Raw genomic sequence first — 25,362 nt, 5'->3', positions numbered from 1 at the left:
TCTTAACACGTATGAATAATTCTTGTTTTAGAAAGCGATCAACCTTTCTTAAAGCAGATCTCTTGCCTATCCGAGTCACGACTTTGTTGACCGTAGGTATGATCACCCTTACATCGGCAAGCACCTTTGCCCAGCGGATTCAATTGAATGCCCGAAATCAGCACATCAAGACTGTTTTGCAGCAGATCGAAGAACAGTCTGGTTACTCCTTTATTTATGATTCAAAAATCTTGGCCAACGGTCGGTCTATCAATTTAGACCTGGATGCTGAAAACATAGACAAGGCCTTGGCAAAACTGGCGACCCAGTTGAATGTGGACTATTCCATTGTCAACAAGACCGTCACCCTTACCAAAGCCAAAGCGACGCAGGAAAATATTACCGTTGCTGGAAAGGTCTTATTGAAAGAAAGCGAAGGAGTAGCTCCTTATCCGCAGGCCGGTGTTAATATTTTGGTTAAAGGATCGGGCAAAGTCATTACGACCAATGCGCAAGGCGAGTTTAGCCTCACTGTTGCAGCAAATAGTATACTCGAGATTTCTTTTATAGGATACGAGAAGATTGAGATGAGAGCTTCTGATCTGCAAAAGAATACAACCGTCATATTGGAAAACAGTACCAATATGTTGGACGAAGTCGTGACTACCGGTTATCAGCGACTGAATAAAAGAGAGCTGGCAAGTTCCATATTTTCAATAAAGGCCGAAGACGTAGTTGTGACCGGAGCGCTGTCTATTGATCAGATGCTCCAAGGAAAGGTACCAGGGATGAGCGTACAGCTCACATCGGGAGAGCCCAGTGCCGCTTCTAAGATTCGGATCCGTGGTACATCGACCATCAATGGTAATAAAGCTCCGATTTGGGTTATCGATGGCGTTATTCAGGAAAGCTCTATGCCTTTCAATGCGTCCGATGTCAACAGTCCTGATGCAGCCTATTTGATCGGTAGCAACGTGGCTGGACTAAATCCTCAAGATATAGCTTCTATAGACGTATTAAAGGATGCTTCGGCAACCGCTATCTACGGTGTAAAAGCTGCCAACGGTGTAATTGTCATTACGACCAAAAATGGTATGGTTGGGAAACCTAAGATTACCTTTAACACAGGGCTCACCGTCAATCAACGTCCCAGTTATAGCCGCTTGAATCGGATGAATTCGCAGGAGCGTATCCAACTCTCCAAAGAAATAACTGATGCGGGGTTGCGCTTTATGAATTCGCCCAAGGATGTAGGTTATGAGGGATTGTTGCAGCAATTGTATAACAAAGAGCTGACACAGGAAGAATTCGTGTTAAGAGCCAAAGACCTTGAGGTCATGAATACCGATTGGTACGACTTATTGTTCCGCAATTCGATTTACCAAGACTACACTGTAGGGTTGTCAGGCGCCAATGACCGGACAGATTACTACGTCTCCTTAGGGTACAATGACAGTAAAGGATCGGCCCTGGGGTCCAATTCCGACCGCCTTACGGGGATGTTGAAATTAGGTACAGAGGTCTCGGACAATCTAAGAATAAGCTTCAAGTTTAACGGTAGCAAGTCCAAAAATCTTGGTTTTAACAAAGTCAATCCAAACGATTATGCTTACAGCACCTCACGTGCCCTTTCTCCCTATGATGCAAATGGAGGCCTATCATATTACAATTTAGGGACATCTGGGAGACCATTGGCATTCAATGTCTTTAACGAATTGAATGAAACAGGTTCTATAGGAGATGTACAAGCTTTTGGTCTACAGACCAATGTGGATTGGAAAATCAAAAAGTACCTACGTTTCAAGAGTTTGGTCGCTTATGATATGAGCGGTGCCAAGACAAGAAATTACGCTACCGAGCGTTCGTATTACATTGCTGGTATCAGGGGCTATGACCTTGGTGCGGTAGAACCCTTCAGTAAAGATGAACTGGATTCCAAACTACCGTATGGAGGAGAGTACGCTGTATCAAACAATACATCTGCGAATCTGACGTTGAGGAATACCTTAGATTTCAATATGACATTTGCAGAGAAGCATAATGTCAATTTGTTTGGTGGTCAGGAGATCCGGGTCAATAAAGCGAATGGAAACTCGTTCGTGGGTTATGGTTATGACAATGAAGGCGGAGAGCGATTGACCACACCGACCTTGACAGCTGATTTCTTGAGTAAGATTTATGGAATCACGTTACCCAAGATTTCTGAAAAGGAAGCCCGTTTCTCCTCTTGGTTCATGACGGGATCCTACGCTTATGATTCCCGGTATATTTTTAACGGTAATATCCGTTGGGACGGTGCCAATAAATTAGGAACGAATCCAAAATACCGTTATTTACCAGTATGGTCCTTGGCTGGAAAATGGATCATCTCCAATGAACGCTTTTTAGCAGACAATGATATTTTATCGTTTTTAGCACTTCGTAGTTCTTACGGTATCCAAGGAAATATTCACGATGACTCATCGCCCGAGCTTATCATGCGTTATGCTGGGCGAGATGATATCAGTAAGTTGAAATACTCCAACGTATACCGTCTCCCGAATCCCGATCTCCGTTGGGAAAAGACCAAGTCGATTAATGCAGCCTTAGAATTTGGACTATTGCAGGGGCGCCTATCCGGTACATTTGAATACTATAATAAGCGCGGTGTAGATCTGATTATCAGCAAACAGGTATCTCAGGCTACTGGACGTTCCTATGTGAGGATCAATTCTGGTGTCATGGAGAATAAAGGAATTGAAGGGTCAGTAAGTCTAGACTTGATCAAAAAGAAAGATTGGAATTGGAATGTAACGATGAATGCTGCCCGCAATATCAATACAATTCTCGAATCACAGATCCCTGAAGCCGAGACCGATCAGATCGTGCAAGAAATGTTATCAGGAAACATTACTACAGCAGGTACATCTGTTGGTACCTTTTACTCCTACCAGATGACAGGTTTAAGTCCGGAAAATGGCTATCCTTTGTTTATGGACAAGAACGGCGATAAAGTGTTTAAAATAGATCCTAAATCGGCAGAACTTGTAAAGAGTGGCAATTTTAACCCCGATGTTGTAGGCGGGTTCGATAGTAGGGTCTCCTACAAAGGATTTCAGGCGACTGTAGGCCTATCCTTCGCGTTAGGTGGATATGATAGATTACCTGCCTTATATAGACAGATACTGTCCGTTTTCAATCCGATCGAAAATGTAACCACAGAAGTTAACAATCGTTGGAAGCAACCCGGAGATGAGGCGAATACCAATATCCCTGCGTTGTTTGATGATCGCACTGCGATGTCGTTCCAACGATACTATGATCAGAGTGATGTCCGTGTAGCGAAGACTGATTTTTTACGCTTACGCAACCTTTCAGTTGGTTATCAGGTGCCGTCCGAATGGCTGAAACGCTACCGTGTACAAGGCCTTATGTTGAGACTCCAGGCCAATAATCTCCGTACGTGGACGACCAAAGAATGGCATAACCTGGATCCCGAATCACCGACTGCAAATATTCCTGTTTTGCCATCATACAGTTTTACACTTAATCTTACGTTTTAATTCTACATAAAATGACAAGAACTAATATATTCAAGTATTTAACCATAGGGGTTATAGCATTGGGTTTAACATCCTGTGACAAATTCTTGGAAAAATCAGACAAAGACCTGTTGATCCCCGAGACCGTCGAGCAGTACCGACAGATACTACGCGGAGACGCCTATTCTTCGGATTATCAGAAGATCTTTAATTGGATTCACTTTATGGACGATGATATCGAGGTCTATTTTGGTGATTTGACCAAAGATGCGACCTCTTCCGTTAATAATAATAAGGCCGTTTTTCTGTGGGATAAAGAGCTGGAGAATGAGATTAATCTTAAAGACGGTTCCTACGGTGCTTGCTATAAGCATATCCTCGCGTGTAATGTGATATTGAATACTGTGGAGATGACAGGAGCAGAGTCAGACAGGAATCTTTTGATGGCACAAGCCCATGTCTTACGAGCATATTACTATTTCACGTTGGTCAATCTATATGCCAAGCCTTATAACCAGGCGACTGCAGCTACAGATCCCGGTGTCAGTATATGGTTAGAATCCAAGCCGAGTCTTGAAAGATTATCCCGGGCTACTGTTGCCGAGACCTATGCCCTGATCAATTCGGACATGGCGAAAGCCTTAGATCTGTTCAAAAGAGCAGACAAGCCGAATAATAACTTTGAAATTACAGAAGAAGCTGCTTTGTTTTTAGCTGGGCGGATAGCCCTGTATATGGAAGACTTTGATGCAGTCATCAGTTATGGCAATGAGCTGATGCGTAAAAATAGCCTCCTGTACGATATTACAGCTTCGGGTATTACGTTCGGTAAGACTAGTTTTTCTTTCATCGCCCAGCGGACCAACCCAGAATTGATCTTCAACTTTGGTGATGTTCAGCTTCCTTATAATTACATCTATTCGCTTTCCGGAAAAGGTACAGGTCCGTTTTTTCAGGTATCCCAGCGTTCCGAAAACAATCTATTGTCCTTATATACTCCAGAAGACCAAAGACTCAAGGCGTTTTTTGATGCGACAACACAATATCTACCGATAAAATTTTCACGTACACCATCATTTGCAAAAGGAGAAGCATGGCGTGTAGCCGAAGTATATCTCAATATGGCAGAAGCCTATTTGCGTAAGGCCAGTCCCAATCCTACAGAAGCTTTACAGCTCCTTAATGAGTTACGTAGGCACCGTATAACGAACTATGTCAATCTGACGGAAGGCGATTTTCAGAGCAATGAAGCCTTGTTAAAGATGGTTTGGGAAGAGCGTCGCCGCGAACTGTGCTTTGAAGAATGTCACCGTTGGTGGGATTTAAGAAGACAGGGGATGCCCGAGTTAAAGCACGTCATGTATTATAAAGGAGGCAATACCGAAACCTATAGATTAAAGAAAGGGGATGCCAACTACACATTGGAGATCCCTCGTGCAGAACGGGATTACAATCCGACCATTCAGTTGAATAACCGGGAAGAAAAAACTCCTGAAAACTAAGTAGAAAGACAATGAAAAAAATATTAGTATATCTGTTTTTGGGAGGTGTGGTATTTACTTCCTGTAGTAAAGATGATAAGATCACGCCCGAGATTGATTTCAATCAAGCGTTAGAGTTACCTGAAAACACCGCTTGGCAGAAGCGTGTCAAGGTATTTTATGATGACTTTAACACTTACGTCCGTATGGATTATACGGTAAAGGATGTCAAGTGGAACTGGGACTCACGCAGAAATTACGAGCATACCCTGCCAAAATCAGAGGAAGATGCCGAAAAGTTGTTCAATTTTATGGATGAGACGCTATTCCAGGTCTATCCAGATGAACTGCTGCGGAAGATGTTGCCCTATCAGATCTTGTTAGCCGATACATTGAATGCAACCAAGAATACGAAGGTACAGAGTTATGCCCTGTCTGGCATGAATCATATCATTTTCGGAGGAGCAGGGCCTAAGACGTTTCCGCAGACAGCAGCCACCAAATTGGCGGCGGCCAAAGAGATTCACGAATGTTTTGCTTTGAGTCTCATCGCTAAGGTAGAAGAACAGCCTGAAGCATTCTGGGCGGTATCTACCTACGAGCGGATGGGATTGACGTCAGATGCCATGATGTACCAGCAAGGCTATGTCTATCGCAATAAAGTCTTGCCTCCGGACAAAGACAAAGACTACTCAACTTATGTCGCCTGGGTAGCTTCCAATACCAAAGCGCAGATCGAAGCAGTTACCGACGTATACCCTTTAGTTAAGAAGAAAGTGGAGTTGCTCCGTCAATATTACGCTGCACAGCTGGATACCAATCTGGATGATTTGATGCGTAAATAGAAACGAATAGAATAAGCCAAGCTAAATATGTTTTAGCTTGGCTTTTAACGATAGAAAAATGATTAGAAAAGTGCGATTAGGTGGGTTATTATTAGTTTTAGCCGTTCCGATTATGAGTTCCTGGGTTTCTGGTAACCCAGAAGATCCTAAGTTAATTAAAGGTAAGTTAAAGAATGGGATGACCTATTATATCTATCCCAATGATTTCCCAAAAAATGAAGCCGTCTATCGGTTATTTGTCAAGTCCGGATCTGTTTTAGAAAATGAGAAACAACGTGGTTTAGCTCATTTTTTAGAACATATGGCGTTCAATGGTACGACACACTTCCCCAATGAGACCCTGATACGCTATCTCGAGAGCAATGGTGCCAAATTTGGTAAAGACGTAAATGCGCACACCTCTTACAACGAGACCGTTTACAAATTGCAGCTGCCGACCTCGGACAGCAAGTTTGTAGATCAGACCATGACCATTATCTCCGATTGGGCGGGCGGGCTTACGCTCGACAGTACCGAGATAGAGCAGGAGCGTGGAGTCATCATGTCAGAGTGGTTTTCGACCAAAAAGGCAAACGAAGTGGTACAACAGGCCTTCCTCTCCAAGCTGCTGAATGGATCCCGTTTTGCCGAGCGCAAAGTAATCGGTGATACAGCAGTCATCAAGAACTTCAAGCGGCAGGAGATAGTAGATTACTACCATCAATGGTACGATCCACAGTTCATGGCCGTAGCCGTCGTCGGTGATGTATCAGTGCCCGAGATAGAAGCCATGATTCATGCCAAGTTTGAGGGTATTCCCAGCAAAAGAGGAAATAAGATCCCCACCTATGATATACCGAATTACCGCACACGGAGTTTTGAACGGATCGTAGACCCCGAAGGTACCAAGGCTGATTTGAGTTTGATCCAATTGTTCAAGAAAGACAGCCCTGTCAACACCGAAAAAGATTACGAGTCCTATCTAAGACGCAGTCTGTTGAATCAATTGATCAAGCGTCGTTTGAGCAATCTCACATTTGACAATCCAGCCTACAAAAGTGCTTCTGTACAATTTTCCGGATTCTTAAATACCAAGAAAATAGGCTTAGCTTCCGTGCAGATCAATCCCGAACAGCCCGAAAAATCGATCATAGATTTTGCGGTGCATCTGGAGCAGATGCTACAGCACGGTTTTCTAGATACGGAGATCGAAGCAGTAAAAACGAGTTATGGCAGAGCGCTACAGCGCAAGCTCGAGCGTAAGGCGCCAGTCGCTTCCACCTCGTTGATGGATGAGATCTACAATGATTTTTATAAAGATCAAAAGATGATCAGTACCGCTTCCGAGTATGAATGGTACAAAGCCACGGTAGACCGGGTAGATGCCCAATCCCTGCGCAAAGAGCTACGCTCCTTAATGCAGCCCAAAAGGATTCAATATCAGTTGACATCCTATCCCAAGGTAGATCCTATATTGCCCTCCCAAGAGCGTATCTACACCATTTTTGATAGCCTTGGTAAAGCCAAGGTATTGCCATACCACTTAGCCGTCCAAGAGCACGATCAATTGTTAGAAGAGACACCTGTCGCTAGTACTCTTATAGCGACTACTTTAGTACCCGAGATCAAATCCACCGTGTACGAATTGTCCAATGGTGTACGGGTTATTGTCAAAAAACCAGAGGTTCGAGACAGCAAGCTTACCATAACCGGGTTCAGAAAGGGAGGAATGTATGCGCTGGACAGTGCGGACTACCTAACAGCACAGTATGCGACCAATGTGGCAGCGCTGAGCGGTGCGGGTACCCTGTCCCGTGAGTCCTTGGCACAGTATCTCAATGGCAAATCGGCATCCATGCGCTTTCTCATTGACAAGACACGCTCGGGCGTTGCAGGCAGTGCCGATCTCAAAGACGCCGAGACCCTGTTCCAGTTGCTATATCTGCGATGGACCTCACCGCGGGTAGACAGCAAAAACTTCAATTTGATCAAGGAAAAAGCGAAAGAAAGCTATCGTACGGCAATCAAGACCGATGCGAATATCTACCAGCTCGAATTGGGGCAGATGTTGAATGGAAGTGATTATACCAATCGCGAGATCAACGAATCCATCATCGAGAACGAACTCCATGCGTCACGCATACTGCCGGTTTTCAACAAGATGTATGGCAATGCCAATGGATATACCTTTGTGCTCTCTACTGATCTTGATGAAGACGTCTTAAAAGAGTTGGTATTGACCTACCTAGGTGGCCTTCCTTCGGGTAGCGTAGACACCAGCTATGTATACGAGAGACCTGTCGTACCTCGACAGACGCTTCGGTTCGAGCGCGCGGTGAGCGATTCTCCCAAAGCTACGGTATCCCTTATCACACAGAAAAACACAATTTCCGAACCGATCGAGGTTTATAACTTAAAAAGTGATATACTCTCCGCTGTGCTGAGAATGAAGCTACAGGCGACATTGAGAGAACGCATGGGGATGATTTACAGCGCCGGTGTCAGCGCCAGTGCGACCCCTTATCCAGATGCCTTGAGTCGTCAGAGCATATCGTTCAATTGCGATCCCAAAAATGTAGAAGTGTTGATTGAGGCAGCGCAACAAGAGTTGGCCAAAGTAGCCTCCGATCCAAGCTCCTTCGAAAAAGAGCTGGCCGATATCAAATCCAATCAACTCAAAGAGATGGCCATTAACAAACAGAAAGATTCCTTCTGGTCGACCTATATTCGTAATACCTTGTTTTACGGAATTGACAACTGGAATTATATCGGCGATTTTGATCATATTTTGAACAGTATCACAGCACAAGATATTGCTGACCTTTGTAAGGCAGATTACATCGATTCTCAGATTTCGATTCAGGCCGTTATGCTGCCCAAGGAAGGAATATCAAAAAAATAACTAGTTATGAGATTTAAACAAATCGTCTTTTGGTTTATATTTTTTGCGGTCAATTTAGCCGCATCTGTCGCAGACGCCCAATCCCGTTCGTCGGATACCATCCGAATCACAGGTCGGATTTATCTGGACGATAATGCGAATGGTCTTCCCGATCAAAAGGAGAGAGGGCTGAAGGCTGCTTTAGTTTCAAACGGTCGAGACATCGTCCTTACCGACAAGAAAGGCCGGTATGAGATTCAGGCCATAAAAGGGCAATCCATTTTCCCGATTCTCCCTTCAGGGTATAGCTTTGCTAAAAAGGGTATTATTGTTACCAATGCCAATTTCTTTTACTTGGATCCGGAGAGTGTTTCATCAGATAAGATGGAGATCCACTTTGGTTTGCATAAGCTTCCAAAGGAGGACTCATTTACTATTGGAGCGATAGGCGACGTTCAGGTCGATAATGAAGAAGAATTGGGCTATGCGTCAAGAAGTGTCTTACAAGAACTGGCACAGCGCCAGGATTTGGCGTTCAATATTTTTTTAGGTGATCTGGTCAATGACAACATGCCCTTGTTGCCAAAACTGAAAAACGCACTCGAAAAAATTGCCACACCATCATGGACGCTAGTGGGCAATCACGATCGAAATACGGCCAATCCATCCCATATGTCCGATGTGTTCAATCGTAACTTTGGTGCCGATACCTATTCTTTCAATTATTCAGGAGTACATTTTGTCGTTCTCAATAATGTATTTTCCACAGGCAAGAACGGTTATGAAGGACGTGTGTCCGAAGATCAAATTCAATTCCTGAAGAATGACCTTGCTTATGTACCCAAGTACATGCCCGTAGTGCTCAGCCAGCATATCCCCATGGCACATACGCGCAATCGCCAAGAGGTTATCGAACTGTTGACCCCTTACCACAAGGTATTACTGTTGTCAGGACATACCCATCAGATCACTCGTCATTACTTTGGACATCCCAATATTCATGAGTTGGGAGCGGGAGCTACCTGCGGCAACTGGTGGACCGGCGAAAAGGATTTTGACGGTGTCCCTCATGCAATCATGCAGTGCGGTGCTCCACGAGGATATTTTACGGTACATTTTCACCATGGCGACTACCGTATCCAGTACAAGGGAGTAGGATTAGATGCTTCTAGGCAGATAGCCCTCAGTGTGGACAGTCTGGATCTTATTGCCAATGTATACGTAGGTAGTGACAGCACGTCAGTACAGGTACAGTTTGAAGGGGGCGAGTGGCTCGATATGCAACAGGAACGCAGGGTAGACCCTACCGTGCTGCAGATTATAGAGCGCAATCGAGCAAAGGTCTATCCGCTCACCGGTACCCGGGTCAATCCTTTGGGAAAGCGAAAATCACCACATATTTGGAAGGTCAGGATACCATCCACCTTATCCCCCTTAGACAGAGAAAACTGTCGGATACGCGTCCGAGCTAGTGATGATTATGGCGTAGACTTTATACAAGAGGTATTTTTAACATTGTAGGTCAGTTCTGGTATTTTAGAACAGATCTATTACTGATGGTTTGATTTTATCAGGTGGTTGCTGTCATGCACACAACAAAAATCCCTGGAGCGGGGAGCTTCAGGGATTTTTAACTAACCAATTATTAACCTAAATTATGAATACTGATACAATTGCAATTCCCATGCCGATAGTATACATATTCAGTTAGTTAACAAAAAGGTTACATGGAGTATCCTTACTTCATTTTATTGATTGATACCTAACGCTGTTTTGGCAGCGCTTATATGCCTGTCGTCGTTGCATTCTATTGCAAAAGCGCCATATGCCAAGGGAGCTGCAGCAGCTCTCTCTATAGATTGTTCGTAGATCTTGTCCCATATCGTTCCGCCTTGTTTAACATATTCAGTTATCAAAAGCTTCAGACTATCCTCTCCAAAAACTGATAAGTGACCAGAAAAGTCCATTGCAGGGTCACCCATATGCGCAGTAGACCAGTCAATGATACCAGATACCTTACCTTCCTTAGTGGTCAAGACATGACCAGCATAGAGATCACCATGGATGAAGCAAGTGAAATCAGGCCACAAGAGGTCATTGTCCAGCCATCTGCGGTATCTACTTTCCAAGGTCTCACTGATACCTAGTTCAGATTTCACCAACTGGATACGGTTAGCTGTTTCAGTTCTCAGTTCATTAGGCTCCATTATTTTCAAATTGCTTTTTCTGACATCGTCAGATGCAACACGATGCAGCTCGGCCAATGATTTGGCCAGAGACCGCACATAAGCTACACTATTGGGATCTATATTCCAGGAAATCTCATGTGTCACGGCATCGAATGTCAGGGCAGGTGCATCCTCCAGTAGCGGGTATGCAATCAGACGCTCCGATACAATCTTCCAATCAGGAACATGGACGGAGAGGTTTCTTTTGGCCAGATCCAATATCCTGCTTTCATTTTGGATCTGTTCGATCATATCCTTCCTTCGAGGAATTCGGAGCACCCAGTTCTGACCGTCGACTTCCTTTACAAAAGCAACTCTAAAGTCGATGCCCATCTCGTTGATGCTAATGTCGTCCGAGATTTTCAGCCCGTGTTCTAGGGCTAATATTTGAATATCTTTGATTGTCATTTCTATACTGTTTTGTAGTTATTAAGTGAGTATCAGTTTCCCAACAGGAATTCAGAAAGACATATATCGGGATAGCACTTTATCCACCTTACTTTCATATGGATCCCATTTTTCCATTTGGGGACAATAATCTGATACACGAATTGAAAGACAGTAGAACTACTGTCATATTGAAGCCATCCAGGTGGCGGTTAGATTAGGAAAACCAAGGTTTTGCCATCATAGCTATATTATTGGAGTATAACATACTCGTAAAGATAGCAAATTATTGTTCATTCATCCAAGAGTTACCCTTCTCTATAACATAGATATAGGATTTCAAACTGTCGATAGTATACTATCAATTTTTAACTAACTTGTCATTATGGCGCTACTTCTTTAGTTACAGTATTTTACCATTTTATTTCGCAGGTTTCTGAGGAATATGAATTGTTTTTCCAAGAATTGTTGCTTACTTTGGCCTGTCTTCTAGGGACAGAAGCCTTAAATTTTGATAACACTATATTTTTAACGAACGATTTATAAAGCAAATGCACAGCCCTTCTCTTTTGATTGATGGATTGCATAAGAATAAGGAACAAAGCCTTATTGCTGTTTATCGTTTGTATAACAGGAAGCTGCTGTTATTTGCTATGCGGTATGTTAAGGTTAGAGAGGCAGCGGAAGAAATCGTTGCCGATTCATTTATCAAAATGTGGAATAATAGGCATTTGTTCTCGGATGAAGAAAAGCTAAAGGCCTTTCTCTATATCTGCACCAAGAATGCCTGTCTCAATTACCTTAGAAAACCTGTTCTTGAAGACCCCTTAGAGTCTATCTTAAATACCGAGTTTGATTTAGCACAAGACGTAGATGTCTATACAAAAATGGTTCATGCCGAACTGATGGCCGCCATCTATAAAGAGGTAGAAAAGCTCTCCGAGCGCCAGCGCAAAGTCTTTCACATGAGTTTCTTAGAAGGGTTGACTGTAGAGGAGATAAGTCAACGATTGGGGGTGAGTACAGATGTCGTGTACGCTAATCGCTCACGTGCACTAGCGATTCTGCGTACTCATTTCAAATTGCACAATTCCGCTTTGCTCAGTGCTTTATTGTATAGCTTTTTTTCTTAAAATATCATTCTGACTAACAGTTGTTTAGGTTGTATGTTGTGAAAATTATACTTTTTCTCGTCAGATTTCTATCTGTATCGTGTTTCTATTAATGTAATGCGATTATAAAACTATGAACCATCTTATTCCGCTATTAAAAGACTATATCAATGGATTATTGTCCCCAGAGGACAATGAGGAACTGCGTCTCCTATTCACTAAATATCCAGATTTGAAAAAAATAACCGATGAGCTTAAAAGTGAAGAAGGAATTCGTGAATTATTGTTAGAGTATGAATACTTATTCGATGCAGATTTTGTCAAACGTGAAGAGGATAATCTGAATTACATATTGACACACACCAGAGCAGGAGATATTAAACAGCGTAGGCCTTGGTTCAGATATGCTATAGTGGCTTCTATCATTTTTTGTTTTGGAATAGGGGGGTATATCCTTTATCCGTTTGTCAGTGATTCTAGTAGCAGTACAGAACAGTTTAGTAGCACCATCCCAGCAGGCAATAATAAAGCAATTTTGACTTTAGCAAATGGAGAGGAGATTCTTCTTAGTTCAGAACATCAAGGTATCGTTATTGATAATGAGGTTCGTTACGATGGAGGACACACTGTTGTAGATCAAGATCTAGTGGCTCGCACCCAGTTGCTGTTGAGAACTCCGAGAGGAGGACAGTACCATGTAACATTGTCTGATGGAACCAAAGTATGGCTCAATGCCGAGTCAAAACTTGTTTACCCAGTCACCTTCGTTGGCGATCGACGTGAGGTCTATCTAGAGGGCGAAGGCTATTTTGAAGTCGCATCTGACAAGAAAAAGCCCTTTATTGTAAAGACCGAAAAAGAACAAGTAGAGGTGCTGGGCACCCATTTTAATATCAATTCTTACACAGACGAACGGATCTCCCGGGTTGGATTACTCGAGGGAAGTGTTAAAGTTTCTCCAGCGAGAGGCCAAGGATCTGAAATATTACGGCCAGGGCAACAGTCACTGGTTTCCACCACAGGAATATCTGTGGAGACAGTCGATATGGATGAATGTTTAGCTTGGAAGAATGGCGAGTTTATGTTTAATAACGAGAGTTTAGAGAGCATAGCACGACGTTTGGAACGTTGGTATGATATCGACATTGAACTTAGCCCCCGTATAAAGAATATTGTTATTTGGGGAGCTGTATCCCGTTATGAAGATTTTGATACAGTGATGGAGGTTATCAAAAGAATCGATAAACGCATCACATACAGCATGCAAGGAAGGAGGACTGTGGTTATGAAGTAAGTGCATAGCTAGAACTTACGATCGATTTCAAAAAGCCGGGAAAGTTTGCACCTTCCCCGACTGGCGGTTGTAGTTCTTAGAAAAATAGAGTCGTATTTTATTTAACTAACTAAAACCAATCAAAGGTAATGAAAAATTACATCGTATCATTGGGGTATACACACGTACGCCCACTTTTTAAATACCTGATTGTTATGAAAATGGTTCTTGTTCTCCTTCTGGCCTTACTCGTGCAAGCAAGAGCGGATGTATCCGCACAGACGCTTACTATCAAAGGCAAGAATATGTCCCTATTACAGGTCTTTCGCGAGATTAAAAAGCAGACCGGTTATACCGTGATCTGTAATGCGGAGATAATTTCGGGAGCAGAGCCGATTGATGTGTCATTAAAAGACAAGCCTTTACGAGAAGGTTTATCCCTTCTTTTACCATCGCAAGATCTTTCATACGAGATATTGAAAAAGTCCATCATTATACAGCGGATTGAAAAACCGATAACAGTTGTCGATCCAACATCCAATAACCGGGGTGATCAGGAACGTACTGTCTCTGGGCAAGTCAAGACCTTTTCCGGTCAAGTGCTTGCTGGAGCTAGTGTCGCTGTCAAAAAGAGAGCTATAGAGGTAAAAACCGATAGTGAAGGAAGATTTACAGTTTCCGTAAAAGCAGGGGATAAGCTTTCTGTTAGCTATCTCGGTTACAAAACCAAAGAAGTAGAGTTACCATTGTCTGGGTTACTGTCTATTCAGCTTGAAGAACTTCAGTCTGATATCGAGGAGGTTATAGTCTCAGTCGGTTATGGGCAACAGGCCAAAACCCATCTCACAGGTTCGGTAGCCCAGGTTTCGTCCAAAGAGATATTAAAAGTGCCCATGTTCAACGTCAGCCAGGCTCTAGTCGGAAAGCTGCCAGGCGTCGTATTTCAGCAACAGAGTGGACAGCCAGGAGCCGATGGAGCTTCTATGTTGGTTAGAGGGTATGGCACTTATAATAACTCCAGCCCACTCGTTTTAGTGGATGGAATCGAACGTTCGTTTCAAAACGTCGACCCCAACGATGTGGAGACTGTGTCCGTATTAAAAGATGCAGCGGCAGCAGCGGTCTATGGGGTCAAAGGTGCACATGGCGTGATTTTAGTAACAACCAAAAGAGGAAAAAACGGGGTCAAACCGACCTTCAGTTATAACGGCTCCGTCACTGCTTCTCAAAACACGCAACTTCCTGATTTTTTGAACGGAACAGAATATGCGCGATGGCATAATAAAGCCAACGAAATGGATGGAAATAAGCCGTGGTTTAGCGAGGAGCAAATTGCCCTGATGAGTAATGGAGATCCTTCCGATGGACTAGAGAACACCAATTGGCAAAAGGAATTTCTAGGACATGCTGCGGCTTCTACACAACATAACATTTCGCTCCATGGCGGCAATGAGAATATTCGATATTTCAGTAGTATAGGCGGTATGTTGCAAGAAGGCGTAGTCAAGGATATGCGGTTCGAGCGGTATAATGTAAGGACCAATATCGATATGAATCCTAATGCCAGCTGGTTGTTGTCCCTTTCCCTAGCGGGACGCTTGGAAGATTCCTATGCCCCTGGATCTATATCTTACGGAAAGCAGGCTCTGTTCAATCCTATTTCACAGGCTCTATATATGTATCCATTTCTACCATTCGAATACAAAGGCCTTCCTACAGGATCCTCCTATATGACGCTGAATCCCTTTGCTGCAGCGGAATTAAGCGGTTTTCAGGAAGGTAAAAATGCACTTTTTGAGACATCAGGACAATTATCCTATTCTCCAAAATATATCGATGGATTGACTGTGGCATTCTTCGGAAGCTTTGATAGAAAATACGCAAATTCCAAAAGCTTTTCGACCCCATACTATCTCAATACGTTCATTTCTGAAACCGGAACCTATTCCAGGACACTCTCGGACGGTTTCTTGGCCGATGGCAGTTTGTTCCAGAATTCCGATAATTTCAGTCAGTTGTTAGTGCGTCCATCCGTACGCTACAAAATGGAGATAGGGAAGCATGATATGGAAGGATTATTGCTTTTTGAATGGCAACGTGGCAATTCCAATACTCTTTTTGCTTCCCGATGGGGATTTCCACTTCGGGACCTTCCAGAGCTGTCTCTTGGGCAGGTATTTCCTCCTACACCCAATGCTGGTATGTCAGATCAATCCGTTAGAGCAGGTTATGTAGGTCGTTTCAATTACGCGTACGATTCTCGGTATCTGGTAGAAGTAGCTTTCCGAAGAGACGGATCTTATAAATTTCCAGCTCATTCCCGTTGGGGATTTTTTCCCTCTGTATCTATGGGATGGATATTGTCTAATGAGCAATTTTGGAAAGATAACATAGGAGAAGAACATTCCTTCAAACTCAGAGGCTCCGCCGGACTGTTAGGGCAAGACAATGTCAATCCCTTCTTATATCGACAGTACTTCAATCTATCATCATCTCCGGTTATTGCACTAGGCGATCAGCTTACGCAAAAGTTTGGATTAAATTCCAGCAGTTCTTATCCAAGTGTTGATCTAACCTGGGAAAAGACAAGAACCTACAATATCGGCGTCGAGACAGGCCTTTGGAGCAATAAGCTCAGCGTAGAGTTTGATGCTTTCTACAAATACACCTATGATATCCTACAGAATATTGGAAATGTTTATCCATCCTCCCTTGGCGGTAACTTCCCGACCATCGAAAACAGTGGCGCCGTAGATGCTAGGGGCATGGAGTTACAGCTAAGATACCGTAATCACGTGGGATCTTTACAGTACAATATCAGTGGCAATATGAGTTATGCCAAGAATAGAATTCTCTCTATAGTGGAGACCGAGAATATACACCCATGGCAGAGCTTATTGGGTAAGTCCATAGGGCAGCGTCTGGTGTATATTGCGACTGGTCTATATCAGAGCGAGGAGCAATTGCAGAATACGCCAGCACCTCCCGGAGGAGGTTATAAGCGTCTTGGCGACATCATATACAAAGACCTCAACGGAGATGGCAAGCTCACCAGGCAGGACGATATGGCTGTCGGCACACGTCCCGATCTGCCAGAGTTGATGTATGCTTTCAATGTCGATCTGCAGTACAAGGGATTTGATTTTTCCATGATGTGGCAAGGAAGCGCACTGAATGATATACTGCTCAGTGGCATGTATGACCATGGTATTCCGGACAATACTATTTTTACAAAGGCCTTCTATGGCAATGGATACAATAGTCCGAGGTACCTGCTTGAGGATTCATGGACACCCGAGCACACCCAAGCCAGGTACCCACGTCTTTCCTTGGTACCCAGCGGAGGTAATTCCCTAGATTCATCCTGGTGGATAGAGAATGGAGCTTTTGTCCGCTTGAAAAATGCTGCTTTAGGTTATACAGTGCCCGAGTCAACACTTAAGCGATTTAATATAAAGTCACTTCGTGTCTTTTTGGCGGGATCTAATCTACTGACATTTGCCAAGTTTAAATACCTGGATCCAGAGAGTCCCAGCGTACATAACGGGTATTACCCGCAGCAGCGTACATTTAGTTTTGGTACCAGTTTAACATTTTAATTATGAAGACTTTTAAGAATAAAACATTAGCTATGCTTTGTCTGCTCTTATGTTTGGGCAGTTGTAACAAATCATTGGATGTCACACCTCGGGACAAGTATTCAAATGAAATCGTCTGGAAAAATGTAGATAATTTAGACCTCTATATCAATAGTCTATACGGAGCGCTCTATATGTATGCGGAGATAGGAGGAGTCAGCCTTACAGATGGATATGCGGATATTATCAAGTATTCGCAGACCTATATGGATACCGAGCATAATAGGATCAATATGCGTCCCAGTTACCTCAGTCCTGCATCGACTGAAGCGCTGAGTCCTTGGGCCACAACCTATGAAAAAATAAAATCCCTCAATGAGTTCATTATTGATGCAGGTCGTTACGGTGACAAGATCGATGCCAAGCAATTACAGATCCGTATTGCAGAGGTTCGCTTTTTACGCGCCTTTCTTTACCACAAGCTTATTGTTCGTCATGGAGGTGTTGTTCTCCGTGTAGACAATGAAAAACTAGATGGACCAGCGGAGAAGAACAAGAAGCGATCTTCTGTTGACGAATCATGGACATGGGTTATTCAAGAGCTCAAAGATATAGCCGAAAAGCTTCCTGAAAGTTGGGATGCTGTCCACACTGGGCGTATTACCAAAGGTGCCGCCTACGGTATTATGGCACGGTCTGCCTTGTACGCAAAAAAATGGAATGATGCCATCTTTGGCGCACGACAGGTTGAGATCTTGGCTACGGCCAAAGGCACCTATATGCTACTGGATGATTATACCCAGGTCTTCAATCTGACACATAATAAAGAAATAATCTTGGCCTCATACTACCAAAGGCCTACTTTGACACATGATTTTGATAAGTATTTTAGTCCTACAGGCGATATGGAACGTTATGGCGGTTATGCATCTCCTACCGAAGAGCTAGTAAGTAGTTTCGACATTCAGCAAGCTGGACAATGGCAGGCTTTCGATTGGAACAATCCGTTGCATGCTAGCGATCCCTATCTCAATCGAGAACCACGCTTTTACGCTACAGTGTTATACAATGGAGCCGATTGGAAAGGACGCCAGATCGAAACCTATGTAGGCGGCAAGGATGGGTATATCGAATACTTCGATGGCAATGCACGTAATCGTACCGTTACAGGCTATTTTATCCGCAAATTCCTAGATAGTAAGCCCAAAGACTTTATCCAGGAAAAAAGTGATCAATATTGGATAGAAATGCGCTATGCGGAGATCCTCTGCATATTATCCGAAGCATATGCTCACATGGGTGACTATGGTAAGGCATACAATTACCTGAACAAAATCCGGAATAGGGTGGGGCTGCCCAATAAGCCGTTACAGAGTAGCTGGACAGCTTATTTGCAAGACTTACAAAAAGAAAAGATCTGTGAATTTGCTGTCGAGGGGCACCGCTATTGGGATCTGAGACGATGGCAGCTAGCGCAGTCTGTATTAGATGCCAAGCGTATGCATGGGGTCGAGATTACTAAAGAAGGTACAGGTTTTACCTATAGCGTTGTCGATTGCGACAAGGCGGATCATTATTTTCCTGAACGGTACTATACCGTGCCCATTCCAGAATTTGAGGTGCGCAATAATACGGCATGCGAGCAGGATCTCCTATGGCAGTAATATCTAAAACGAAATTGATATGAAAAAAATTATAAAACTTTTTCTGAGTTTTTTCATCATGTATCAGATATGTGGATGTAAAAAAGTAGACGAACGCAGCTATAGCTCAGATACCAGTATAAAGTCCATCAGTGTCCGCTTTGTTGGCACCGAACGCTATTATCAAGGCGAGATCACCGATGATCAGATTACATTCGAGGTGCCAATCTATGCCTCAGATGTAGGGGAGCTCGTCGAAAATGACCTCTCCCGAATGGAGCTTGTAGCCTCCCTCCCCGTAGGTACAGTCATCGAGTCAGGACTGGAAGGAATTAGAGATCTTACTCAGCCCGCCACCATACGCGTGGTGGCTGCAGGAGGGGACTCCAAAGAATACCAAATTACCGTCAAGAAGACAGGTATGAATTACACGGTAGGCCTATTGGAGTTTGGAGTGACTAAGCTTAATGGTACTTTAGAATACCAATCGACCCAGGTAGCACCGTATCAAGATGGAGACCGTATTATTATTGAGGTTCCCAATACAAGCAAAGAACCATTAGATCTCACCAAACTTCAGGTTCGGATCAAACTTCAACCTACATGTAGCATATCGCCAAATATCAATGGTACAATTGCGGATTTCACAGAACCGATGGTTATCCAGGTTACCGATGGTAAGGGTACACTGCGGACACATACTATTGAAATCCGTCCTACCAAGTTTAACAAAACAAAGTTCACACAGCTATGGTTTCGGAGTATCGAAGACCTGGGGTTGACGCGGACTAATATCCGGAGTTTTGCTTTGGCCGAAAACCATTTCTATATTGGTGAGTTTGAAGACTGGAGTTTAGGCAAGATTCATTCCTTCAACACTGAAAATGGACAAGCTACCGGCAAGATCGATCAGCCAACGACCTTTGCAACGCAGATTTCAGGTGATTCGAATGGTAATATGGCGATCACCACAAAAAATGAATTCGGCAAAGGCTATGAGTTCTGGCGGTTTGGCGAGACCAATAACAACTACGACAAGCTATTTACATTTGTATCCTGGGATCCGCTCAATATTGAACAGTTTGGTATCAACAAGACCACTATAACCGGAAATATCCGTAGCGGCAAAGCCTACATTTATACCACGATGCCCAACGGACAATACTATTCCTGGGAATTGAATAATGGAGTTCCCGTGTCATCCGTACCTAAGGTCGTAAAATACGATGTCCTCAAGACCGGAGGGAGCTGGGATATCGCACTTGTCAAAAGAGCTAACACAACTGGTGATTCGGATCTCTATATATCCTGGTATAATGATGGAGCCAATGAAAACGATGGTAAAGGAAGTCGTTTCGAGATACAGGAGCCCTCAGGTGCAACGTACCAATTGAATCCCAAATCCCACGGTTACAAGATATTGGCCTACGATGTGTTTACAGTACAGAGTGATACTTTCGTGGCGATGTTGACACAGGGTAAACAGGCTACTTCAGAAGCACGCTTGGTTGTTTTCGAGATTACTGACAAGAGCAAACTTAGTTTGATGCCAGGACAGACCGGTTATGAAGATCTTAAAGTTTTCGAATCAGGGCCTCTGGGTATCAGTACAGATTTTACCTCTGGCGATTTACATGCCAAGGTCAAAGGATTTCAGGTGGATATCTTCGTTGGGTTGAGCGCCATTTCCAATCAATCCGCTTCCAATGCTGGAATCCGTAAATACCGAATGGATTATCTAGTCGAGTAGTAGTGTATTAAGATAAAATTTTGAAACAATGAATAAGATAAATATATACCTCATCATATGTCTATTGGTGAACACAAGTATGATATCCTGTGCAAGGGATTATATGTATTCCGATTATACAGGACAGGAGACCGAAGAAGAACCGGTAAATCCCGTAGAGCCTAACGAAGGAAAGAAGTCCAGTATCCGAGATCTGGTATTGATTTATGGGGCTGGTAAAGCGGCTGTCGATAAATGGACCGATGACAAGTTTGTCCCCTATGTCTCTTATCAGAACGGGCCGACAGCCGAATGGATGTTTGACGGTTTTCTCTTTTTAGAGCTCAATGATGGCGACGGACATGCTTACACTACAGGGCATGCGCCCAACCCAGGGTTGAAAGTACATTGGGAGGCTTTGATTCAGAATTACTTCAAAGAAGGACAATCTATTCCAGCACTGGATCAGCGTTTGGATAAAACCACAAAAGAAATTGGTCCGCCAAATCAAAAGAGAAAAGTCGTCATCGGTATCCCCGAGCCTATGCGCGGTGCCGTACAGTGGGGAGAAGTGGACGGTAAGATGCTCGATTTTTCCAAAGATGAGGACCGTGTAGCGGGCTGTACGTGGTTTATCGATCAAGCCCGTACTGCTTTCACCAATGCAGCGTTTAAAAATCTAGAGTTAGAGGGCTTTTACTGGATTGCCGAGGAGGTAGATCATACAGGAGAGATGATTTCGTTTGTCGGAGATTACCTCAAAAAGAAAGACATGACCTTTGTATGGATTCCCTGGTGGAAGTCGCCAGGTTACGACAACGCTCAGAAGTATGGTTTTAGCGAAGTCTATTTACAGCCCAACTACTTCTTCTATGAGGTGCCGTTCTCACGTCTACAGGAGGCCACTGTCGAAGCCAATAAGCACAATATCGATCTTGAAGTCGAATTCGATGAGTCCGTATTGGGAGGCAATGGTGGCAAACTGAATGATTATCTGGACGTTTTTGAAGAAAATCTTGTATACGACACCAAGAAACTAGCTTATTATCAATCTGTAAATACTATTTTAAAGCTCTACCAATCCATAAATCCAGCAGATCAAGAGCTGTACAAGAGATTGAGTGAGATTATTACCAAAAGGCAAAAAGTACAGAATCCACCTTATATAAAACATTGATGTTGTTAGTCCTGCAGTAGTACTGCTGCAGGATCTTTTCTGAATTATTAACAATTTAATCTGTAGAGATATGATTTTATACAGAACAGTATTCCTTTGGTCTAAAAGGATGATGTGGTACATTCTTCTGATGGTGCTTTTTGCCTGTCAAAAGCAACCTTACAATACTGATTTTAGCATTGACGGATTGAAACCAATGGATACACATCTTGTCTCCACTGCTGCATCTTATCATAATAATCACGTACGTGATATGGTACTTATTTATGGTGGTGGTACCAATAAGGGGCAGGTTTGGGATTATTACGCGTTTCATCCTTACGTGGTTTATAAAAACGAACAACACGTATATGAATGGATGTTTGATGGGTTTTTATTTTTAGAACTCAGCGATGATCTAGGTTTTTCTTTCACTGTAGGCCACGGAGATCCTGCTAAACCGGCACAAAAAGCCAATTGGGCGACATTGATCGATAAATATTTTGAGCAGGGGCGTTCCTTGCATGAGTTGGACCAGGCTATTGACGACGCCACCTGGAGTGCAGGACAGCCACCTTCTAAGAGACGGATTGTCATCGGTATTCCGGAGCCCTTGACAGCTGTCGCCAACAATTGGGGAATGGCTGAAGGAATTTGGCTTAATTTTCAAACACCCGGGCATAAGACCAAAGCCTGTAAATGGTTCGTTGATGAGGTGAGCGCACGCTTCAATGCGGCTAATTTCCGACACCTCACCCTAGACGGCTTTTATTGGATAGGAGAGGCGATAGAGGACAATGGAACCACCATTGCAGATATGGGCAGCTACCTGAGCGGATTGAATCTTAGTTTCAATTGGATTCCCTGGTGGCAGTCACCCGGCTACACCAACCCAACAGCCTTAGGGTTTTCGGACAGTTATTTACAGCCTAATTATTTCTTCTATAGTACGGTGCCCTTTAGTAGATTACAGGCAGCCTGCAATGCAGCTATCACCTATGGACTGGGCTTAGAGATGGAATTCGACGACAACATTCTTTACTTTGATCCCTATAGAACCAAGTTTAACGAATATCTTGACGTATTCGGCCAGAATAATATTTTCGATACCAAAAAAATAGCCTACTATCAGTCCGAGAGTACTATTCTAAAGTTATTTACCTCCACTGTTCCTGTACACAAGACAATGTACAAGCGATTATGCGAAACGGTCGTACGACGGCAGAAACTCGGCTTGCCAACTCTTTAATCCCATTAGAAGATATGAAGTGTTTTTATTTGATAAGACAGATTTTAGGTTCCCTTTCCTGCGCCATGGCACTCTGTATAGTCTACATTGTGCCAGGCATGGCGCAGCCTCAGGCAGCACGATCTTATACCTCTGAGAAGGTATTGCTAAGCGGAGGAGATCTCCATATCGAAATAGATCGGCATACGGGTATACTCCGGGCTTTACGCCACAAGACTGCTGGCACAATAATCCGTGACGAAGTATCCCGTATCAATCATCTTTGGACACTATCGATGATAGATCAGGGGCAGTCTGTTATTGTGGGGCCTCAGGATTTTGTCGATTTTGAAATCATGTGTGCTGCTCCCAACGAGGCTCAGTTGATTTGGCGCTCCTATAAGGGCGAGTCAGCATCGGCATTTACCATTGCCGTCCACATCCGTATAGATTCGCTCACATCACTGTCATATTGGAATATAGCAGTAGCGGGTATGAGCGATATGATTTTAAGTCGGGTTTCCTTTCCACAGGTTAGTGGACTTGATGAGCTTGCTGATGGTACACTGGCGGTACCCCATTGGATGGGCGAGTTGATGAGACAGCCACGACAGGCACTTCAGTCCTCTGGGGGACACAGTTTTAGCTGGACATATCCAGGTCTGCTATCCATGCAGTTTATAACACTCTACGACAAAGAAGGGCTCTATTTGGCCTGTACCGATACAGCGATGTACGCCAAGCAGTTTGCGGCACGTTTCGATCAGGATAGGGGTATGGTACTCGATATCGAACATATTCCGTCACTTTCTCCAAGTGCCACATACAAAATACCTTATTCCGTTGTTATTGGTGGTTACCAGGGAGATTGGATGACCGCGGCTGCCCTCTACAAAAGTTGGGCGGTGCAACAAGACTGGGCACAGCAGAGCCGTCTCAAAAACAGACTTATTCCCGATTGGGTATTAACTACAGGCCTGTGGATATGGAATAGGGGCCGTTCGGAAGAAGTGTTACAACCGCTATACGCTTTACGCCAACAGTTTGACGAGCCTATTAGTGTGCTTTGGCATTGGTGGCATCAGGGCTCCTATGACGACAGCTTTCCGGAATACCTACCGCCCCGGGAAGGCACCGATAGCTTTCGGGAGCATATCACTTTAGCCAAGAAACACGGCATTCATGCATTAGTCTATATGAACGCTTTACAATGGGGCGATCAGACCGCTAGTTGGAAAAAACAAGAGGCAGCACGTTACGCGATCAAAAGTCCTTCCGGTCAGCTACATACCCATGTGTACAATGTGTTTACCAATAGATCATTGACCAATATGTGTGTAGGCACCCCCTTCTGGCGAGATTGGTACGCCGACCTGGCAGACACTTTACTCCGCGATTTTGGACTTGGCGGTATTTATATGGATCAAGCCTGTATACAGCGCGAGTGCTACGATCCGACACATGGGCATCCCATCGGTGGAGGCAATTTTTGGGCCCATGCTTCCCGGCAGATGGCTCGCGAAGTTCGTGAACGAGGCTCTATCGCTACTGCGCTTTCCGGCGAAGGCTCCTGTGAAGCTTGGCTGCCATCTCTGGATCTGTTTCTTTCCCTGCAGGTGAGCCGCGAGCGCTATGCTGGAGATGACGGGTGGGAGCCTATTCCACTCTTTCAGTCTGTGTATCATGAATATGCATTGAGTTATGGTAGTTATTCCTCCCTGATGAGCCCACCTTACGATGAGAAATGGCCTCAGGCTAATCGGCCTGATACCCAAGGACTGTTGGACAGTGTCTATAGCCAACAGTTTATGATAGAACAAGGACGTTCATTTATATGGGGGATGCAACCTATGTTGGCTAATTTTACAGTCGATCAATTGCTACAACGTCCCCAGGAGATTAACTATTTATTAAGACTGGCCAGACTGCGTAAGCAGTACCCACAATATCTCTTGTATGGTGCTTTTTGTCGTCCACCAGTGATTCTACCTGCTCCATTGATGCAGCAGGTAACACTGTCCAAATTATCTATTTATGCCGGGCAGAACGAACATGTACGTACTTTTCAAAAAGATATGCCCACCGTTTTGATAGGAGCCTGGCAATCTGCAGACGGTCAGTTGGGATTACCAATAGTCCACTTGGGCAGCGTCAAAACACAGATACGACTGGATTTTAAGGCACAGGACTATGACCTTGCCGATCGAGGTAATCTTTATAGAAGTATCGAGAATAAGAAACAGTTTATCGGAACCTATCAGAACGGAAAGATCTATACCGTCCTCGAGTTAGAGCCAAGAGAAGCCTTGGTTCTGGAAATAGAACCCATTAATTAACAAGTA

General features: G+C 43.8%; 14 protein-coding genes. 13 read left to right on the top strand and 1 reads right to left on the bottom strand.

The genetic code is table 11. The annotated features are described in order from the left end of the window. Positions 1-11: 11 nt before the first annotated feature. Genes M472_RS33760 through M472_RS33740 form a run of 5 tightly spaced genes read left to right on the top strand, consistent with a single transcriptional unit; the run spans position 12 to position 10,207 of the window. Entirely contained in the window at positions 12-3,521 is a 3,510-nt protein-coding gene (locus tag M472_RS33760; protein ID WP_081643153.1) for a SusC/RagA family TonB-linked outer membrane protein, read from the top strand. An 11-nt stretch (positions 3,522-3,532) separates the two neighbouring features. After that, positions 3,533-5,002, top strand: a complete 1,470-nt coding sequence (locus M472_RS33755) for a RagB/SusD family nutrient uptake outer membrane protein (protein ID WP_021070331.1) — start codon at positions 3,533-3,535, stop codon at positions 5,000-5,002. Between the two features lie 11 nt (positions 5,003-5,013). Beyond that, positions 5,014-5,826 carry a hypothetical protein gene (locus M472_RS33750; RefSeq protein WP_021070330.1) on the top strand — a complete coding sequence of 271 codons (813 nt, stop codon included), beginning with the start codon at positions 5,014-5,016 and terminating at the stop codon, positions 5,824-5,826. 58 nt (positions 5,827-5,884) lie between these two features. Beyond that, positions 5,885-8,707: a M16 family metallopeptidase gene (locus tag M472_RS33745; protein ID WP_081643152.1), complete on the top strand. Its 2,823-nt coding sequence runs from the start codon at positions 5,885-5,887 to the stop codon at positions 8,705-8,707. Positions 8,708-8,713: 6 nt separating this feature from the next. Further along, complete coding sequence (locus tag M472_RS33740) at positions 8,714-10,207, top strand: calcineurin-like phosphoesterase C-terminal domain-containing protein (RefSeq protein WP_021070328.1); 1,494 nt, start codon at positions 8,714-8,716, stop codon at positions 10,205-10,207. A 227-nt stretch (positions 10,208-10,434) separates the two neighbouring features. Here the strand turns inward: M472_RS33740 and mph are convergent, their stop codons facing one another. Further along, a complete protein-coding gene (mph, locus tag M472_RS33735) occupies positions 10,435-11,322 on the bottom strand; it encodes an Mph(E)/Mph(G) family macrolide 2'-phosphotransferase (RefSeq protein WP_021070327.1) in 888 nt (295 codons plus the stop codon). A 530-nt stretch (positions 11,323-11,852) separates the two neighbouring features. Between mph and M472_RS33730 the strand changes: the two genes are divergently transcribed. The 8 genes from M472_RS33730 to M472_RS33700 all read left to right on the top strand — a co-directional run bounded on the left by M472_RS33730 (position 11,853) and on the right by M472_RS33700 (position 25,356). Next, positions 11,853-12,434 carry an RNA polymerase sigma-70 factor gene (locus M472_RS33730; RefSeq protein WP_021070326.1) on the top strand — a complete coding sequence of 194 codons (582 nt, stop codon included), beginning with the start codon at positions 11,853-11,855 and terminating at the stop codon, positions 12,432-12,434. Between the two features lie 112 nt (positions 12,435-12,546). Next, entirely contained in the window at positions 12,547-13,707 is a 1,161-nt protein-coding gene (locus tag M472_RS0122705; RefSeq protein ID WP_021070325.1) for a FecR family protein, read from the top strand. Positions 13,708-13,835: 128 nt separating this feature from the next. Next, positions 13,836-17,285, top strand: a complete 3,450-nt coding sequence (locus M472_RS33725; RefSeq protein WP_021070324.1) for a TonB-dependent receptor — start codon at positions 13,836-13,838, stop codon at positions 17,283-17,285. Positions 17,286-17,287: 2 nt separating this feature from the next. Further along, positions 17,288-18,928 (top strand): RagB/SusD family nutrient uptake outer membrane protein, encoded by a 1,641-nt coding sequence (locus tag M472_RS33720; protein WP_021070323.1) that lies wholly within the window; start codon positions 17,288-17,290, stop codon positions 18,926-18,928. A 19-nt stretch (positions 18,929-18,947) separates the two neighbouring features. Beyond that, a complete protein-coding gene (locus M472_RS33715) occupies positions 18,948-20,657 on the top strand; it encodes a DUF5018 domain-containing protein (protein WP_144062703.1) in 1,710 nt (569 codons plus the stop codon). A gap of 28 nt (positions 20,658-20,685) precedes the next feature. Next, positions 20,686-21,813: a DUF4855 domain-containing protein gene (locus M472_RS33710; protein ID WP_022829337.1), complete on the top strand. Its 1,128-nt coding sequence runs from the start codon at positions 20,686-20,688 to the stop codon at positions 21,811-21,813. A gap of 70 nt (positions 21,814-21,883) precedes the next feature. Continuing rightward, positions 21,884-23,041 carry a DUF4855 domain-containing protein gene (locus tag M472_RS33705; protein WP_081643151.1) on the top strand — a complete coding sequence of 386 codons (1,158 nt, stop codon included), beginning with the start codon at positions 21,884-21,886 and terminating at the stop codon, positions 23,039-23,041. Continuing rightward, entirely contained in the window at positions 22,993-25,356 is a 2,364-nt protein-coding gene (locus tag M472_RS33700; RefSeq protein ID WP_144062702.1) for a DUF6259 domain-containing protein, read from the top strand. The genes M472_RS33705 and M472_RS33700 overlap by 49 nt, the downstream gene beginning before the upstream one ends. Positions 25,357-25,362 lie beyond the last annotated feature (6 nt).

This window comes from Sphingobacterium paucimobilis HER1398 (genome assembly GCF_000416985.1).
GTDB classification, from domain to species: domain Bacteria; phylum Bacteroidota; class Bacteroidia; order Sphingobacteriales; family Sphingobacteriaceae; genus Sphingobacterium; species Sphingobacterium paucimobilis.
The sequence above is the reverse complement of the archived record's forward strand: the minus strand, read 5'-3'. Positions and strand labels throughout refer to the sequence as shown.

What these genes read in the sequence shown, in the direction of transcription:
- M472_RS33745 (WP_081643152.1), top strand. Translation starts at nt 5,885, where the DNA reads ATGATTAGAAAAGTGCGATTAGGTGGGTTATTATTAGTTTTAGCCGTT.
- M472_RS33715 (WP_144062703.1), top strand. Translation starts at nt 18,948, where the DNA reads ATGAAAAAAATTATAAAACTTTTTCTGAGTTTTTTCATCATGTATCAG.
- M472_RS33750 (WP_021070330.1), top strand. Translation starts at nt 5,014, where the DNA reads ATGAAAAAAATATTAGTATATCTGTTTTTGGGAGGTGTGGTATTTACT.
- mph (WP_021070327.1), bottom strand. Translation starts at nt 11,322, where the DNA reads ATGACAATCAAAGATATTCAAATATTAGCCCTAGAACACGGGCTGAAA.
- M472_RS33730 (WP_021070326.1), top strand. Translation starts at nt 11,853, where the DNA reads ATGCACAGCCCTTCTCTTTTGATTGATGGATTGCATAAGAATAAGGAA.
- M472_RS33740 (WP_021070328.1), top strand. Translation starts at nt 8,714, where the DNA reads ATGAGATTTAAACAAATCGTCTTTTGGTTTATATTTTTTGCGGTCAAT.
- M472_RS33700 (WP_144062702.1), top strand. Translation starts at nt 22,993, where the DNA reads ATGCGAAACGGTCGTACGACGGCAGAAACTCGGCTTGCCAACTCTTTA.
- M472_RS33760 (WP_081643153.1), top strand. Translation starts at nt 12, where the DNA reads ATGAATAATTCTTGTTTTAGAAAGCGATCAACCTTTCTTAAAGCAGAT.
- M472_RS0122705 (WP_021070325.1), top strand. Translation starts at nt 12,547, where the DNA reads ATGAACCATCTTATTCCGCTATTAAAAGACTATATCAATGGATTATTG.
- M472_RS33710 (WP_022829337.1), top strand. Translation starts at nt 20,686, where the DNA reads ATGAATAAGATAAATATATACCTCATCATATGTCTATTGGTGAACACA.
- M472_RS33755 (WP_021070331.1), top strand. Translation starts at nt 3,533, where the DNA reads ATGACAAGAACTAATATATTCAAGTATTTAACCATAGGGGTTATAGCA.
- M472_RS33725 (WP_021070324.1), top strand. Translation starts at nt 13,836, where the DNA reads ATGAAAAATTACATCGTATCATTGGGGTATACACACGTACGCCCACTT.
- M472_RS33705 (WP_081643151.1), top strand. Translation starts at nt 21,884, where the DNA reads ATGATTTTATACAGAACAGTATTCCTTTGGTCTAAAAGGATGATGTGG.
- M472_RS33720 (WP_021070323.1), top strand. Translation starts at nt 17,288, where the DNA reads ATGAAGACTTTTAAGAATAAAACATTAGCTATGCTTTGTCTGCTCTTA.